Origin of the sequence: Bradyrhizobium ottawaense, from assembly GCF_900099825.1 — a bacterium.
In the GTDB taxonomy this organism is placed as follows: domain Bacteria; phylum Pseudomonadota; class Alphaproteobacteria; order Rhizobiales; family Xanthobacteraceae; genus Bradyrhizobium; species Bradyrhizobium ottawaense_A.
Genome location: NZ_LT629693.1, coordinates 853,266 through 869,100, shown reverse-complemented (window position 1 = coordinate 869,100; position 15,835 = coordinate 853,266). Strand labels below are relative to the sequence as shown.

Annotated in this window: 13 protein-coding genes; 3 read left to right on the top strand and 10 right to left on the bottom strand. The window is 62.4% G+C overall.

Features of this window, described 5'->3' with window-relative positions:
* Positions 1 to 95 precede the first annotated feature (95 nt).
* The 7 genes from BLR13_RS04345 to BLR13_RS04315 form a co-directional block, all read right to left on the bottom strand.
* Positions 96 to 863 (bottom strand): enoyl-CoA hydratase/isomerase family protein, encoded by a 768-nt coding sequence (locus tag BLR13_RS04345; RefSeq protein ID WP_074827314.1) that lies wholly within the window; start codon positions 861 to 863, stop codon positions 96 to 98.
* Positions 864 to 897: 34 nt separating this feature from the next.
* Positions 898 to 2,907 (bottom strand): acetyl/propionyl/methylcrotonyl-CoA carboxylase subunit alpha, encoded by a 2,010-nt coding sequence (locus BLR13_RS04340; RefSeq protein WP_074827316.1) that lies wholly within the window; start codon positions 2,905 to 2,907, stop codon positions 898 to 900.
* A 19-nt stretch (positions 2,908 to 2,926) separates the two neighbouring features.
* The gene (locus BLR13_RS04335; RefSeq protein WP_074827318.1) at positions 2,927 to 4,534 is read right to left on the bottom strand and encodes an acyl-CoA carboxylase subunit beta; all 1,608 of its coding nucleotides are present in this window, start codon (positions 4,532 to 4,534) and stop codon (positions 2,927 to 2,929) included.
* 10 nt (positions 4,535 to 4,544) lie between these two features.
* The gene (locus BLR13_RS04330; protein WP_074827320.1) at positions 4,545 to 5,708 is read right to left on the bottom strand and encodes an acyl-CoA dehydrogenase family protein; all 1,164 of its coding nucleotides are present in this window, start codon (positions 5,706 to 5,708) and stop codon (positions 4,545 to 4,547) included.
* 153 nt (positions 5,709 to 5,861) lie between these two features.
* Positions 5,862 to 6,281 carry a Zn-ribbon domain-containing OB-fold protein gene (locus BLR13_RS04325; RefSeq protein WP_171944996.1) on the bottom strand — a complete coding sequence of 140 codons (420 nt, stop codon included), beginning with the start codon at positions 6,279 to 6,281 and terminating at the stop codon, positions 5,862 to 5,864.
* On the bottom strand, positions 6,278 to 7,459 hold the full coding sequence (locus tag BLR13_RS04320; protein WP_074827322.1) for a thiolase C-terminal domain-containing protein: 1,182 nt from the start codon (positions 7,457 to 7,459) through the stop codon (positions 6,278 to 6,280). Before BLR13_RS04320 ends, BLR13_RS04325 begins: the two co-directional genes overlap by 4 nt.
* Entirely contained in the window at positions 7,456 to 9,009 is a 1,554-nt protein-coding gene (locus BLR13_RS04315) for a class I adenylate-forming enzyme family protein (protein ID WP_074827324.1), read from the bottom strand. Before BLR13_RS04315 ends, BLR13_RS04320 begins: the two co-directional genes overlap by 4 nt.
* A 183-nt stretch (positions 9,010 to 9,192) precedes the next feature.
* Between BLR13_RS04315 and BLR13_RS04310 the strand changes: the two genes are divergently transcribed.
* Entirely contained in the window at positions 9,193 to 10,002 is an 810-nt protein-coding gene (locus BLR13_RS04310) for an enoyl-CoA hydratase/isomerase family protein (RefSeq protein ID WP_074827326.1), read from the top strand.
* 59 nt (positions 10,003 to 10,061) lie between these two features.
* On the opposite strand, the gene BLR13_RS04305 is transcribed toward BLR13_RS04310, so the two are convergent.
* Positions 10,062 to 12,026: an AMP-binding protein gene (locus BLR13_RS04305; protein WP_074827328.1), complete on the bottom strand. Its 1,965-nt coding sequence runs from the start codon at positions 12,024 to 12,026 to the stop codon at positions 10,062 to 10,064.
* A gap of 129 nt (positions 12,027 to 12,155) precedes the next feature.
* On the opposite strand from BLR13_RS04305, the gene BLR13_RS04300 reads away from it, so the two are divergent.
* On the top strand, positions 12,156 to 12,833 hold the full coding sequence (locus BLR13_RS04300; RefSeq protein WP_074827330.1) for a transglutaminase-like domain-containing protein: 678 nt from the start codon (positions 12,156 to 12,158) through the stop codon (positions 12,831 to 12,833).
* A gap of 8 nt (positions 12,834 to 12,841) precedes the next feature.
* Here BLR13_RS04300 and BLR13_RS04295 read toward each other — a convergent pair whose 3' ends face one another.
* Together BLR13_RS04295 and BLR13_RS04290 are read right to left on the bottom strand one after the other, a co-directional pair.
* Positions 12,842 to 14,047 (bottom strand): acyl-CoA dehydrogenase family protein, encoded by a 1,206-nt coding sequence (locus BLR13_RS04295; protein ID WP_074827332.1) that lies wholly within the window; start codon positions 14,045 to 14,047, stop codon positions 12,842 to 12,844.
* A gap of 59 nt (positions 14,048 to 14,106) precedes the next feature.
* Positions 14,107 to 14,955 carry an SDR family oxidoreductase gene (locus BLR13_RS04290; protein WP_074827334.1) on the bottom strand — a complete coding sequence of 283 codons (849 nt, stop codon included), beginning with the start codon at positions 14,953 to 14,955 and terminating at the stop codon, positions 14,107 to 14,109.
* An 89-nt stretch (positions 14,956 to 15,044) separates the two neighbouring features.
* On the opposite strand from BLR13_RS04290, the gene BLR13_RS04285 reads away from it, so the two are divergent.
* Positions 15,045 to 15,830: an enoyl-CoA hydratase/isomerase family protein gene (locus tag BLR13_RS04285; protein WP_074827335.1), complete on the top strand. Its 786-nt coding sequence runs from the start codon at positions 15,045 to 15,047 to the stop codon at positions 15,828 to 15,830.
* Positions 15,831 to 15,835 lie beyond the last annotated feature (5 nt).

Genomic DNA, 15,835 nt, shown 5'->3' with positions numbered 1-15,835 from the left:
ACGAACGTTGGATTTCCTTGCAAGCTCGATACCGTGCGGCCTCTTGTCGATTTGACCGACGCCGCGCCGATTGGACCCCAGCGGCCGGATACCTGCTATTTGTCGCTGAATTTGGGTTGGCGTTTCTCCCTGAACGCGGCGATTCCTTCGCGCGCATCCTCATGCATGAAAAGGAATGGAAATCCGTCGATCGCATGACGGATATCATCGCCACCGAGGCCACGATTGTGGAACGATTTAGCCATCCGCACCGCCAACCGCGGTTTTGAGGCGATCTGTTCGGCGAAGGCGAGGGCGTCCGCGAGCACATCGGCATGAGGCACCACGCGGAGCGCAATGCCCAGCCGGCAGGCTTCCTGCGCGGAGATGGGGTCGCCGAGCATGCTCATCTCCTTGGCCTTGGCGCGGCCGACGATGTCTTGCAGGCGTACGATTGCAAATCCCGGCAGCAGGCCGAGCTTGATTTCCGGCACCGCGAACCGCGCGCGGTCGGACGCAATGATGAAATCCGAAGCGATGGCGAGCTCGAACCCGCCGCCATAGGCGATGCCGTTGACGGCGGATATCACGGGCTTGCGGGTGTTTTCCGGCGCCGCTAGCACCTCGATTGCGGCAATCAGGAAGCTGCGCGCCTTTTCCGGATCGAAATCGAACTCGCCGATATCGGCACCGGCGCAAAACGCCTTGTCGCCGTTGCCGGTAATGACGGCGACCCGGATGGTGTCATCCGTGTCGGCCTTGGCGAGGCCTTCGAGGATACCTTGGCGAATGCCGGCGCTCAGAGCGTTGAGCTTGTGGGGCTCGTCGAGCGTGAGCAGGGCGACTTTGCCCCTGGTTTCGTAGTTGACGCTGCCCAACCGCATGTCCGCACTCCCGTCATTCGCTCTTGTCAGTGAATTAAGCTTGTCCGTCCGGCTCCACGACCACGACGACGGCATTGCGTTCGACCGTTTCGCCGGCCCGGCAGTTTACGGCGGCAACCACGCCGTCGGTCTCGCTGTTGATGCGCAGTTCCATCTTCATCGATTCGAGAATGGCGGCGACGTCGCCGGCCCTGATCCGGTCGCCGACCGCCACATTGACCTTGAGGATCATGCCCGTCATCGGCGCCCGCAGCTCGCCGCTCGTCTCAGCTGCCGCGCTGATGTAGGTCAGATAGGGTATGGCGGTCAGCGTGTGCACGCCACGGAGGTCGTGGACGAACAATGTTTGATCGTGCTGGTGGATACGTACCGTTTCGCGACGGCTCCCGACGACGGCGGTAAAGCCGTCGCCGTCAGCCGGAACCAGCCTGACCGGCAGTTTGCTGTCGTTGATGCCGACGAGCATGGTGCCATCGGCCTGCCGTGGCGCAAACCTGATCTCCGCGCTTGCCCCAGCTGCTTCGAGATGCAGGATCGGGATCGGCGACAGTCCGTCGTCACCGGCCGCCATCTGCCAGCCGGTGGTCTCGCGCGACTGCCAGGGATTGTGCGAGGGATTGTCCGCTGCCGGCGGGCGCTGCCGGGTCATCCAGAAATAGGCTCCGATGGCCAGTGCCTCGGTGTCGGGTCCCTTCGTCCTGTCCACGAGCCGGTCGATCTGCTCGTCGATCAACCTGGTATGGAACGTGGCGCTGCGTGTCTCAGGCAGCTCGATCAGGCGTGTCAGAAAACCCTGATTGGTCGTAATGCCGAAGATGGAGGTCTGGTCGAGCGCGCGGCTCAGTTTGTCGAGTGCCTCGTCGCGCGTTTCTGCGTGTGCGATCAGCTTGGCCAACATGGAGTCGTAATAGGGGGTAACGGTTGATCCACTTTCGACGCCAGTCTCGACCCGAACGCCGGTGTGAGGGAATCTGACGTAAGCGAGCTCTCCCGTGCAGGGTAGAAAATTGTTGGCAGGGTCCTCCGCACAGATCCGCGCCTCGACGGCATGGCCGCTGCACCTGATGTCGGCTTGCGTCACGGGCAAGCCGTCCCCGGCGGCGATCCGCAGCATCAGCTCGACAATATCGACGCCGGTTACCATTTCGGTGACGGGATGCTCGACCTGGAGGCGGGGATTGACCTCGAGAAAATAATAGCTGTCGCCGCTCACGATGAATTCGACGGTGCCCACGCCCCGATAATTCAGGCGTTGGCCGAGCCGCACCGCGTCGGTCACCATGCGCGCACGCAGATTTGCCGCAAGGTTCGCGGCCGGGGCTTCCTCGATCAGCTTCTGGTGCCGCCGCTGCAGCGAACATTCACGCTCGAACAGATGAATGACATTGCCGTTGCCATCGCCGGCGATCTGTACCTCGATGTGACGTCCATGCTCGATCAGCTTTTCGACGATCAGCCCGGCATAACCGAATGAGTTCTTTGCCTCGCGCATCGCGGCTTCGATTTCACCGGCCAGGCCATCGAGTGCTACGACGGCACGCATGCCTTTACCGCCGCCGCCCGCCGCCGCCTTCAACATCGCGGGCAGGCCGAGTTCACGCACGATCGCTGCGACTTCTGCCGCGTCTTCGCTCGGCGTCTGGCTGCCGGGTACGGTCGGCACGCCGGCCGCTTCGGCCTCGCGCTTGGCGGACGCCTTGTCGCCCAGACGTTCGATGACATCAGCGGTGGGTCCGATGAAGACGAGGCCCGCGGCCTCGACGGCCCGCGCGAATGCCGCATTCTCTGCCAGAAAGCCGAACCCGGGATGAATGGCCTCGGCGCCGGCGGTTTTCGCAGCGCCGATCACGGCGTCGATCCGCAGATAACTGTCGGATGCTGCCGAACCGCCGATCTGGTAAGACTCGCCGATCACCTTGACGTGCAGGGCATCGGCGTCGGCCGAGGAGTGGACGCCTGCGACCTCGATGCCCAGCCGCCGGCAGGTCCGCGCGATGCGGCAGGCGATCTCGCCGCGATTGGCAATCAGGATTTTCTTGAACACCGGGCGATATCCTCTGTCGTCACATCCGCAACACGCCGAAGTCGGTGTGCTGCTGCGGCAGCCGGCCGGCCAGATCGAGCAGCATCGCCATCACGTTGCGGGTCTCGAGCGGATCGATCACCATGTCGCACCAGGTGTTACGGGCGAAATTGTAGGCGTTGGCAAAATCCTCAAAGGTCTTGCGCACCGGCGCGCGATAGGCCTCGCGTTCCGCGTCGGTCCAGCTGGTGCCTTCGCGCTTGTGCCCTTCGTCCTTGACCATGGCGAGCGTGGTCGCGGCCTGGTCGGGTCCCATGATCGCGGAACGTCCGTTCGGCCACATCATCATCGCGTTCGGCCTGAAGGCGCGGCCGCACATCGAGAGATACCCGGCGCCGTAGGCGTTGCCGATGATCAAGGTGTATTTCGGCACGTTGGCGCTGGCCATCGCCGTGATCATCTTGGCGCCATGCTTGGAAATGCCGCCTTCCTCGGCCTCGCGGCCGACCATGAATCCGGTGACGTCGGCCATGAACAGCAGGGGGATGTTGCGCTTGCAGCAGAGATCGATGAAGTGCGTCGCCTTCAGCGCGCTCTCCGAGAACAGCACGCCATTGTTGCACAGGATCCCGATTTCAAACCCCATGATGCGCGCGAAGCCGGTGATCAGCGTGTCGCCATACAGCGGCTTGAATTCGTGGAATTCGCTGTCATCGACGAGGCGCGCCACGATGTCGCGATTGGTGGTCGGCACCCGCGGGTCGGCGCTGATCAGCCCGTAGATATCGTTGGGATCGGCACGCGGCGGACGGGGCGGGGTCACGGTCCATCGCTGCGCCGGGATTTCGCCGAGATGGGCGACGATGTCGCGGGTGATGGCGATGGCGTGGCCGTCGCTTTCTGCCAGATGGTCGGTCACTCCGCTGACGCGGCTGTGCATCTCGCCGCCGCCGAGCGCCTCCATGCCGACTTCTTCCTTTGTGGCGGCGTAGACCAGCTGCGGTCCGCCGAGAAACATCGCGCCCTGATTGCGCACGATGACGGTTTCGTCGCACAGCGCCGGCATATAGGCGCCGCCGGCCGTCGATGGTCCGTGAACGATGGCGATCTGCGGAATGCCTTCGCTGGACATCCGAATCTGGTTGTAGAAGATCGAACCGAACTGGCCTTCGTCGGGAAAGATATTTGGCTGGTCCGGTAGATTGGCGCCGCCGGATTGCACCAGGGTGACGCAGGGCAGCCGGTGCTGCCACGCAAATCGCTGGGCACGAACGTGCTTCTTGCAGGTGATTCCGTAGTAGGTGCCGCCCTTCACCGTGGCGTCGTTGGCGATGATCATGCAGGCGCGGCCCGACACCATACCGACGCCGGTGATGATGCTGCCGCCGGGCGGCACGCCTTCATACATGCCTTCGCCGGCGAGCTGGCAAAATTCCAGGAAGGGCGAGCCGGGGTCGAGCAGGGCGGCGACCCGCTCGCGCGGCAATAGCTGCTTGCGGTCCCTGTGCAGCCGTCGCGCTCGTTCCGGACCGCCGATGGCTGCCGCCGCGCGACGGATATGCAGATCGGCGATCCGCGCCTCATAGGCCTCGCGGTTGCGGCGGTACTCCTCGCTCGCCGTCGAAACCTCGGACTTCATCGTGGCCATCGCAAATCACCTAATAGCTGCGTGGCAAGCCCATGACATGCTCGCCGATATAGTTGAGGATCATTTCGCGATTGAGCGGGGCGGTCTTCAACAGGCGAACCAGCGGATAGATGTCGAAGATGCCGTACTCTTTGGTAAAGCCGTTGCCGCCGTGGCACTGCACGGCGGTATCGACCGCCTTGATGCCGGCGTCGGCGGCCGCGAGCTTGGCCATGTTGGCGAATTCGCCGGCCTCGCGGCCCTGGTCGAAAATCCAGGCCGCCTTCAACGTCATCAGGGAGGCCATTTCGACATCGGTCCGCGCGCTTGCCAGCGGATGCTGCAAGCCCTGATAGGCGCCGATCGGCACGTTGTTGAAGACCTTGCGCTCTTTGACATAGTCGACGGCGCGGTTCAGCGCATAGCGGCCGAGACCGCAGCAGATCGAGCCCACCAGGATCCGTTCCGGATTGAGGCTCTTGAACAGGATGCCGAACCCCTTGTCGATCTCTCCCACGATGTCCTCTGGTCCGAGGTCGACATCGTCGAAGAACAACTGCCATTGCGTTTCCGGTGCCGGGATGCTGACCGGGATGTATGATTTCTGCAGCCCCTTGGCTTTGAGATCGACAATGAACAGGGTGAAGCCGTCGGTCTTTTTGCCGGTTTCGCTGTGGGGCGTGGTGCGCGCCACCACCAGTGCGTGGTCGGCGCCATCGGCGTCGGTGATGAACGTCTTTTGTCCATTCAGCGCGAAGCGGTTGCCTCGTTTCGTCGCCATCGTAGTGGTGCGGATCGTGTTGCTGCCCGCATCCGGCTCGGTAATCGCGAAGCAGAAACGCGTCTTGCCGCTGCAGGCATCGGGCAAATAACGCATCTTCTGCGCTTCGGAGCCGTATTTGGCGATGAAGCCGAGGCTCATTGCCGCACCGACGACGAGGTTCAGTAGGGGAATGCCGTTGTTCGAGAGTCCCTCCAGGAAAAGATGCATCTCGACCATGCCCTGGCCGGCGCCGCCATATTCCTCGGGCACCATGGTTCCGACGAAACCGTCCTCTGCGACCTGCTGATAAAGCGCGTCGGGAAACACGTGTTTGTCGGCGCATTCCATCCAGTACTTGCGATCGAATTTCTTGGCGACGGTGTCGCCATAGCCAAGGATCTGCCGCTGCTCGTGCGTAAGATCAAAGTCCATGGATCGGCTCCGGTTGGTGGTGGATCGCCCTTGTTTAGGCAGAAGCCAGCAGGATTTCAATCTAACAATCGTTAGAAATCGAACATTTGTTAGAAAATAAACATGGCATGGGCGTGCGTTGCCGGGGCGGAATTCGAGAGGGGCGGGGTGCTTCTACGCGCGGCGGAACCGCGGTAGCGTTGTGCGGTCGTCGATCTGCTCGCAGACCAGCATGACGTCCATGTCGAACGCGACGTCTTCGGGCTTGCCGCCAACATAGGTGCTGATCATCCGCGGCCCTTCTTCCAGGTCGACCAGCAGGACAGCATAGGGAACGTCGGCCTTGAAGGCCGGCCCCGGCGCGCGATGGACCACGCTGAACGAATGCACCCTGCCGCGCCCCGACGCGACCTTATGGGAGAGGTTTTCGCTGCTGCATTGCCGGCACATGCCCTGCTGGTAGTATTGCACGTGGTGGCAATCGCCGCAGTGCTGCAGCAGCAGCACGCCGTCGCGCAGGCCGCGCCACAGCGCCGCGGAATCGGCGTCGGGCGCCGGCACCGGTTTCTTCATCGCGTCTTCGGCCGAGATCACAGCGTGTTCTCCGTGCCCAGGATGGTCGTGGCGTTGGTCGCAAAGCCGGCGCCCAGGCTGTGCACCAGCCCTAGCTCTGCACCGGGAACTTGACGGTCGCCGCACTGGCCGCGCAATTGGGCTATCACCTCGTGAAAATGAAACAGCGAGCCGGGCATTCCGGAATGCGCGAACGACAGTAGCCCGCCATGGGTGTTTGACGGGATCTGGCCGCCATAGGTCATCTGCCCGTCGGCGACAAAGCGGCCGCCTTCGCCCTTGGGACAGAATCCGAGGTCTTCCAGCATCATGATCACGGTGCCGGTAAAGCAGTCATAGACACCGGCGGTGTGCATATCCCTTGGACCATATCCGGCCATCTCATAGGCCCTGCGGCTGGACTCGACCGCGCCGGTGGTAGTCAGCGACGGCATCAGGAAGATGTGTTCGTGGGTGTAGCACTCGCCGCCGCCCAGAATGTAGACCGGCTTGGCGATGCCGAGCTCCTTGGCATGTTCGGCCGATGTCAGGATGAAGGCCGCTCCGCCGTCCGAGATCAGTGAGCAATCGAGCTTGTGGTAGGGTGTCGTCACCCAGCCCGAATTGACTACGTCGTCGACGGTGATCGGCATGTTCTGCTGGGCGCCTGGCGTGCGCGCCGCGTGACGCCGGTGGACCACGGCGACCTCGGCCAGTTGTTCGGCCGTGGTGCCGAACTCCTTCATGTGGCGGTGCGCGGTCATGGCAAACGTGTTCGCGACGGGAATGCCGAACGGCATTTCATATTGCTGATCGCGGCTTTCGGTCAGGGAACGCAGCGCCAGATCCGGCGTCAGGCCGGTCATCAGGCTGTCGCTGGCGACGACCAGAACGACCTTCGCCAGGCCGCCGTGAATGGCCGCGGCGCCGATATTGAACATCGTTGCTGCAGTGGCGCCCGACACCTGCAGGGTGTTCGAAAAGGTCGGCTGAATGCCGAAATATTCGCTGAAAGCGACGCTGAAGCGGTGGAATGGTGAGGCAAAGGCGTGGCATGACAGCACGCCGTCGACATCGCGCTTGTCGAGCCCGGCGTCGGCCAGTGCCTTCTTGGCGGCATCGGCGGCAAGCCAGAGCGGGCTCCTCCCGGGTACCTTGCCGACCGGCGACATTCCGATTCCGACCACCGCGACCTTGCCGCGCAGCGTGCTGGCGCTCATGGCGTGATTCCGGCAGAGGTTTTGGCAAGTCTCGCTTCCAGCTCATGGCGCTGGACCTTGCCGCTGGTTGAGCGGGGAAATTCCGAGAAATCGATGAAGTTGAATTGCCGGGGCCGCTTGTACGACGCCAGATCGCGCCGGCAAAGTTCGAGCAACTGCGCTTCGGTCACGCTGCCATCGCGGCAGGAGATGAAGGCGACCGGGACTTCGCCCCATTTCTGATCGGCGGCCCTGACGACAGCGGCTTCGGTGACGCGGCTGTCACTCAACAGAACCCGCTCGATCTCGGCCGGATAAACGTTCTCGCCGCCGGACTTGATCAGGTATTTGACGCGATCGACGAAATCCAGTGAGCCATCAGCATTGCGCCGGAACACATCGCCCATGTGAAACCAGCCGCCGCGGAAATCATGCGCGTTGGTCTCGGCGGCTTGCCAGTAGCCGGAAAACAGGGTGGCGCCGCGGATGGCGAGTTCCCCGGGCTGGCCGGACGCTACTTCCTGATCGGAGGGATCGACGAGTTTGATCTGGCAGAATGCGCTTTGCTGCTTCGACAGCCGCTCGGGTATTTCGCCCGGCGCGATCAGCGCCCGGGTAGCGGGAGGCAGGCCGGTTTCGGTGGAGCCGAAACTGTTCAGATAGGGCGCCTGCAGCAGTTCGGTCACCTCGGCGATCGCATGCGGCGGCACCAGGTCGGCCATCGCGCCGCACACCCGGACGCCTTTCACTTTGGTTGCCTGCGTCTTCAACGCGGCGGCAAACGCCTCCACCATGCCGGGGATCAGAACCAGCCAGCCGATGTGGTGACGTTCGACGGCCGCCAGCAGCGGCTCGATCTGAAAACCGTCGATCATCACCACCGTGCCGCCGCGAAGCAGGGTCGAAAGGCTGTGATCGGTCGACGCCATATGAAACATCGGCGCCCAGGCGACGAAGCTGTCGCGCGGCGAGATGCCCAACTCGGAGCTGAACACCAGGGCGCGTGCGATCATCGCGCGATGGGAAATGACCGCCCCCTTCGGCAGGCCAGTGGTGCCGCTGGTATAGAGTATTACGAGACCGTCTTCGGGCTCCGCGACGATCGGCGCACTATGTTCGGCCTGCTGTTGCAGCAGGCGTTCATAGGGCGGTCCGATTTCGAGGGTTTGCCAGGCTTCACCGGCGGGACTGACGAGATTGCCGGCCAGGTCCGGTTCGACGATCACAAGTTTCGGCGACACCAGTTCGACACAATAGGCCAGTTCGCGCGGCGAAAGGCGCCAGTTCAGGCAGGCCGTGATGATGCCCAGATTGGCCGCTGCCAGTTCGATTTCGATATATTCAGGCCGGTTGCGTGACAGCAAGGCGACCCGATCGCCACGGCCCAGGCCGCTGGCCGCCAGCATGGCTGTTGCGCGGTCCACGCGGCGCAACAACTGGCCATAGCTGATCGTTCGATCCTGATATTCGATCGCGGTGTCGGCCGATTGAATTTGCGCGCGACTGTGGAACAATTCGCCGACCGTGGCACCGGAGCCGGCTACGGCGGCGCCGTCAAATTCGCCAGTCATCTTTCGTCCACTCCCAAAGGCGTTTTCTTGTCGTTTTGCGCCCGTCGATATGGTGTGAAACTATACGCTTGCAGCAGTATCCGATCAAACCTAAATTCTAACATCTGTTCGAAACAGTCCATAACCGGTTGCATGCAAGTGATCGGGGGCCGGAAAGTGGCCCGCCAATAAGAAAGGGAGCCCATGTCCGACCGATACGCCGCCTACACCAAACTGAAGATCGATTATCCCTCCAAGCGGATCCTCCGGATTACATTCGACCGGCCCGAGACGTACAACTCGGTCGACGCGCAGACCCACACCCAGCTCACCCATATCTGGCGCGATATCAATGACGATCCCGATATCAACGCCGTGATCGTGACCGGTGCGGGCAAGGCGTTTTCGGCCGGTGGCGATTTCGAGCTGATCAAGAGCATTCTCGACGATCCCAAAGCACGCATGGCGACGTGGAAGGAGGCCAAGGACCTCGTCTATAACGTCATCAACTGCAACAAGCCGATTATCTCTGCCATTAACGGCGTCGCGGTCGGTGCCGGCCTCGTCGTCGGCATCCTCGCCGACATCTCGATCTGCGGGAAATCCGCGCGCATCGTCGATGGCCACACCCGGCTGGGCGTCGCGGCGGGCGATGTCGCCTGCATCATCTGGCCGCTGCTGTGCGGACTTGCCAAGGCAAAATACTATCTGTTGACCTGCAAGCCGTTGTCGGGGACCGAAGCCGAGCGGATCGGGCTGGTCTCGCTGTGTGTCGAGGACGCCGATCTGCAGAAGGTCGCGCTGGAAACCGCCGAAGATCTGGCGACCGGCGCGCAAAGCGCGATCCGCTGGACCAAATATGCGCTGAACAACTGGCTGCGCGTCAACGGACCGATATTCGACACGTCGACAGCGCTGGAAATCCTCGGCTTCACCGGCGCCGAGGCGCGGGAAGGACTGGCGTCGCATCTCGAGAAGCGCAAGCCGGTTTTTCCGGAGGATTGCCCGATCTGACGCGGCACACGCAGGAACATGGTTTGGCAAGGCCGGTTCGTCCGGCCTTGCCCGACCATTCACATGGCGGCCAGTTTCTCGCGCAACCGGTCGACCGCTTCGGGATTGGCCAGCGCCGAGAGGTCGCCGGGATCCTTGTCCTCGAACACGGCGCGCAGCACCCGGCGCATGATTTTCAGGTTGCGGGTGCGTGGCAGATCATCGACGAACAAGATGGTTTCGGGGCGGTATGACGTGCCCATTCCCGCGACGATGGCTGCGGATAGCTGGCTTGCCAGGCCGTTATCGCCCTCGACGCCCGGCATCGGCACGCAGGCACACACGATCGCCGAGCCCTTGACCGGATGCGGAATGCCAAACACGGCGGCTTCCGCGAGCTTGCCGGTCGCGATCAGAATGCCTTCGAGTTCTGACGGGCCGGTGCGCTTGCCGGAAATCTTGATGGTGTCGTCGGAGCGTCCGAGGATGTAATACAGTCCGTCCTCGCCGCGCATTGCGAAATCGCCATGCACCCACAGGCCGGGCAGCGTGCTCCAGTAGCTTTCAATATAGCGCGCATCGGCCTTCCACAGGCTTTTGGTCAGCCCGATGGATGAATGCCGCAGCACCAGCTCGCCGACCGTTCCGTCGGGCACGCGTTGCCCTGTCATATCGACGATGTCGGCGCCGACGCCGAGCGCGGGCCGCGAGAAAGAGCCGGGGTTCATCGGGTGATTGGGGGTGCCCGTGAAGATGCAGCCACCGACTTCGGTGCCGCCCGAAATGTTGATGATCGGGATATTCCTCTTGCAGACGTGCTCGAAGAACCACAGCCATGGCGCCGCGGTCCAGGCTTCGCCGCCGGAGGCGGTCATCCGCAGGCTGGATAGATCGTACAACTCGACCTCGAGCCCATACCGCATCAGGCTGCGCACGATGGTCGGCGATACGCCGAGGTAGGTCACCCGGTGCTCGGCGATCAGGCGCCAGAACCGCCCCGTATCCGGATAATCGGGCGTCCCTTCCGCGATCAGCAGGCTGCCGCCGGCGAAACTCGGGATGCAGGCGCACATCGCGCCGACCATCCAGCCCATGTCGCTGAAAAAGAAGAAGCGATCGGACGGTTTGAAGTCGCCGCAGATGATCATATCGCGGGTCACCATCGAGCCGATGAAGCCGATATGGGTCCAGACGCATCCCTTCGGCTCGCCCGTCGTGCCTGATGTGTAGAGCAGGATCGCCGGATCTTCGGCCTGCATCTCGGCGGTTGCGATCGTGGCGTCCTTGCCGGCGATGGCATCGTCCCACCAGAGGTCGCGGCCCTTCTGCATCGGCGTATCGATCGCAAGACCGTCGCGACGGGTGACGATCACATGTTTCACGGTCGGCGAGGCCTCCAGGGCGATGTCGAGCACCGATTTGAGCGGCGCCGGCGCGCCGCGCCGCCACGTACCGTTAGCGGTGATAACGGCCTTTGCCCCACCATGGTTCAGACGGGTCTGAATCGGCGCGTGGCCGAAACCCGAGAACAGCGGCATCACGATCGCGCCGAGCTTCAGGATGGCAAAGAACGCGACGAACGTCTCCGGCAGGTTCGGCATGTAGATCGCGACCACGTCGCCCCGCCCGATCCCGATGTCGTGCAGTCCCTGCGCCAGTCGCGCGACGTCGCGGTCGAATTCGCGGTAACTCAGCGAGCGGCGTTCATGCTTGTCTTCGCCTTCCCAGACCAGGAAGGTCTGGTCCCACACCGCCGTGCCGCGATGCTTGTCGAGGCAATTCAGCACGATGTTGGTGGTGCCGCCGACGCACCAGCGTGCCCACGCCTGACCGCCCGAAACATCCAGCATCTGGTCGTAGTCGCGGTAAAACCTGATATCGCAGAACTTGAACACTTCCTGCATCAGCCAGGCCGGATCGGCTTCGGCTTTTGACGCCAGATCGTCGTAATCCTTTTGACCGGTGACGCGCAGAAATGCCGTCAGATTGCTCGCCGCCACCAGTTCCGATGGCGGCGTCCAGATATATGGTGTTGTGTCGTTCATGAACGATCTTGTGCGTTTGCCGGCGGAGGCGCGGAAGCTAACGCTTCCTCACGTTTTGCGTCAATGGCCACTTTCCTTTGATTCTAACGTTTGTTAGAAACATTGACGAAACGGGAAAGGCCGCAAGACATGGATTTCACCGCTGCCGGGTTTCTCGCGCCGACGGAATTTGTCGATTGTGACTCGCCGGAGATTCGCGAATTTGTTTCGCACAGTCTGGATGGTGCGCGCGGCCTGTCGGAGACCGGCAGGGCGATCCGGCTGTTCGATGCCGTGCGCGACGGGATCAGGTACAATCCGTTCGACATCGGCACCGCCGCGAATGATTACCGCGCCAGCCAGATCGCCGGAAAAGCGTCCAACTATTGCGTGCCGAAGGCGATTCTGCTGACTGCCGCTCTGCGCGCAGCCGGCATTCCCGCCGCCGTCGGATTTGCCGATGTCCGCAACCACCTGAATTCGCCAAAGCTGGCGGAGCTGATGGGAACCGACCTCTTTATTTACCATGGCTATGTCGCGCTTTGGCTCGACGGCCGGCAGTTCAAGGTGACGCCCGCGTTCAACACCGAAATGTGTGAACGGTTTGGCGTCCGGCAGCTGATCTTCGACGGGAAAAGCGACGCACTGTTTCATGAATTCGACACCAACAGCCATCGGCATATGGAGTACGTGAATGATCGGGGCTGGTTCGCCGATCCTCCGATCGAGCAATTGCTGCAGGAGTTTCGCGCCACCTATCCGAAACTGTGGCAGACCAGTATCGATCGGGTGGCGGTCCACGACGACGCCTTTGACGGCGGGCGGTGACTGAGCGTCTATTTCGAGTTCGACTTGTTGGAGGTCGTCTTGGCCCCCTCGGGCTGCTTGGCATACTGCACCGCGACCCGTCCGACCTTCTCGCGGGCAATGACCAGCTTCTGGATCTGCGCGGTGCCGTCGCCAATCTGAAGACCCATGACGTCGATGTAGCGCTGATGGAACGGCAGATCCGTCGTGTAGCCGTAGTGGCCGTGGGTGAGCAGGCACTGGTGGATGATCTCGCAGGTCACCTTCGGCACGTACCATTTGCACATCGCGGCCTCTGCGGTGTGGGCCAGCCGCTGGTCGCGCAGCGATAGCGTGTAGAAGCAGAGCTGCCGCATCATGGTGAGCTGGGTTTCGGCTTCCGCGAGCGGGAAGCTCACGCCCTGATACTGCGCGATCGGCCGCTCGAAGGCGACGCGCTCGGTGCTGTACTGCCAGGCTTCGTCGACCGACGCCTGCGCCGGGCCGATGCATTCGAGTCCGATCAGGGCGCGGCTATAGTCGAAACCGGACATGATCTTGGAAAAGCCCTTGTTCTCCTCGGCCATCAGGCATTCGGCGGGGATGAAGACGTCGTCGAAGAAGACCGAACCGCGGCCGACCGGCTTGGTGCCGATGTCGTCGAAATGGGTGCGGGTGATGCCGGGCTGATTGAGATCGACAAAGAAGGCGCTGACGCCGTGGGCGCCGTCCTCGATGTTGCCGGTGCGCGCGAAAATAACGGCGGCGTCGCACTGATCCGAAAAGCTCATCGAGGTTTTTTCGCCGTTCAGCCGGTAACCGTTGCCGGACTTTTCGGCCCGCAAGATCAGGTTGGCGGCGTCCGAACCGCCGCGTGGCTCGGTCAGGCCGAGGCCGATGATGGCGTTGCCGCCCGTGACGCGCGGCAGCCATTGCTCGGCGATCTCGGGCGAAGCGTGCTGCGCGATCATGCCGCCCATCAAGGACGCCAGCAACTGAACATAACTGGCATTGAAATCGCCATAGGCGATTTGCTCGATGACGATCCCGGCGGTGGCGCTGCTCTCGCCAAGGCCGCCATATTTCTCCGGCAGATCGACGCCGATCAGGCCGAGCTCGCCCATCTCCTTCAGCATGTCGCGGTCGATGCGGTCCTGTTTGGCGCGCTTCTGGTAATGAGGGGCGAGCTTCTGCCGGGCAAATCGTTGTGCGGTCTCGCGAAACGCCTGCTGCTGCTCGCTGAGCGCGAAGTCCATGACGGTTCTCCGTTTCTTGGGTGCGTCGGCCGGTCTGGCGAGCCGCGCTGGCCGATACTCTACTTTTTAAGGACGGCAGGCTCGCGCCTGGAGAACTTGACCGCGTCGATCATCTGGCGCGCGTCGTGAGCCAGATGCAGCGTTTCGCCGCCGTCGATGTACCATTCCTCGCCGGTGACGAATTTTCCAAGCGAAGAACTGAGGAAAATGATGGCTGCCGAAATATCCCCGACGTCGCCCATGTGGCCCATCACATTGCGGTTCAGCTTCAGCCATTGCTCGGGATCGATCGGGTAATGATCCATGCCTTCGGTTTTGATGGTTCCGGGAGCGACGCAATTGAGGCGGATGCCGAATTCGGCCCACTCGAACGCCAGCGTTTTCATCATCGCCAGGACGCCGCCGCGCGCCGCCGCCGTATGCACAAAGCCGCTTAAGCCGGAACGGACGCAGGCGGTCACAAACACGATCGAGCCGCCATGTTCCAGCATAAAATGATCGGCCACGGCCTTGGTCATCTGCCAGGAGCCGATCAAATTGTTGCGAATCACGGTCTCAAAACCCTTGTTGTTGAGCTCGCGAGCCGGCGTCACGAACTGGCCGCCGGCGTTGTTGACGAGGATGTCCAGCCGGCCGAATTCGTCCTTGATGCGCAGCATGGCGCTGTCGATCTGGTCGGGCAGGCGAATGTCGGTGGAGATCGCGACGGCTTTGCGGCCGAGTTCGCGGATAATTTTGGCGCAGTCCTCGATCGGTTCGGCGCGGCGGCCCAGCACTACGACGTCGGCGCCGCAGCGCGCCATCTCGATCGCTGTGGCGCGGCCCATTCCGGTTCCGCCCCCGGTCACGAGCGCGACCTGGCTGGTCAAGAGGTCCGGCGCGAAACGCATGTTAGGTAGTGGCTGCATGGTGGTCCCGATGGTTGAATACCGGTTGTATTCGAGCGCGGTTCGGCAGTATTCTAACAGATGTTAGAAATCTTCGGAAGAGAAAGACGATGTCAGAACGTGAACCGGTGCGTTATTCGCTGGACGATGGCGTCGCGACCGTGACGATCGACCGGCCGGAACGCAAGAACGCCCTGTCGGTGGAGGCGATGAATGCCTTGACCGACGCGTGGGAGCGTGTCGAGAGGGAGCCGCAGGCGAGGGCTGTGATCCTCACTTCGACCGATTGTGGTGTATTTTCCGCCGGGCTCGATCTCAAGCAGGCCGCCGAGATCCGGGCGCGTGATGGCATCGACATTCTGACGCTGATGCGCGATCCGATGCAGACCGCGATGCGCAGGGTTTCAAAGCCGGTCATTGCGGCGATGACGGGATCGCTGATGGCGGGCGGCATGTTGCTGGCGATCCAGTCCGATCTGAGGGTCGGCCTTCGCGGGACACGTGCAGGGATCACCGAGGTTAAGATGGGGCGCGGTTCGCCGTGGGCGGTGCCGATGCTGTGGATGCTGCCGCAGCCGTTGCTGATGGAACTGGTCCTCACCGGGGAGACGGTGCCGATCGAACAGCTCGCCGGCTACGGTTTCCTGAATTATCTGGAAGATACGCCCGATGCGGTCCGTGCGCGGGCCCTGCAACTGGCGCGCAAGATCGTCGAAGGTGCGCCGCTGTCGGTGAAAGCGGCGAAGGCCAGCGTACTGGCGGCGATGGACCTGGGTTGTGCCGATGGACTGGTCGAGGCCAACCGGCTGCATGTCGAAACCTATGCTAGTCTCGACGCTATCGAAGGCCCTAAAGCATTTGCCGAACGGCGCAATCCGGTCTGGCAGGGCAAATAGATAAT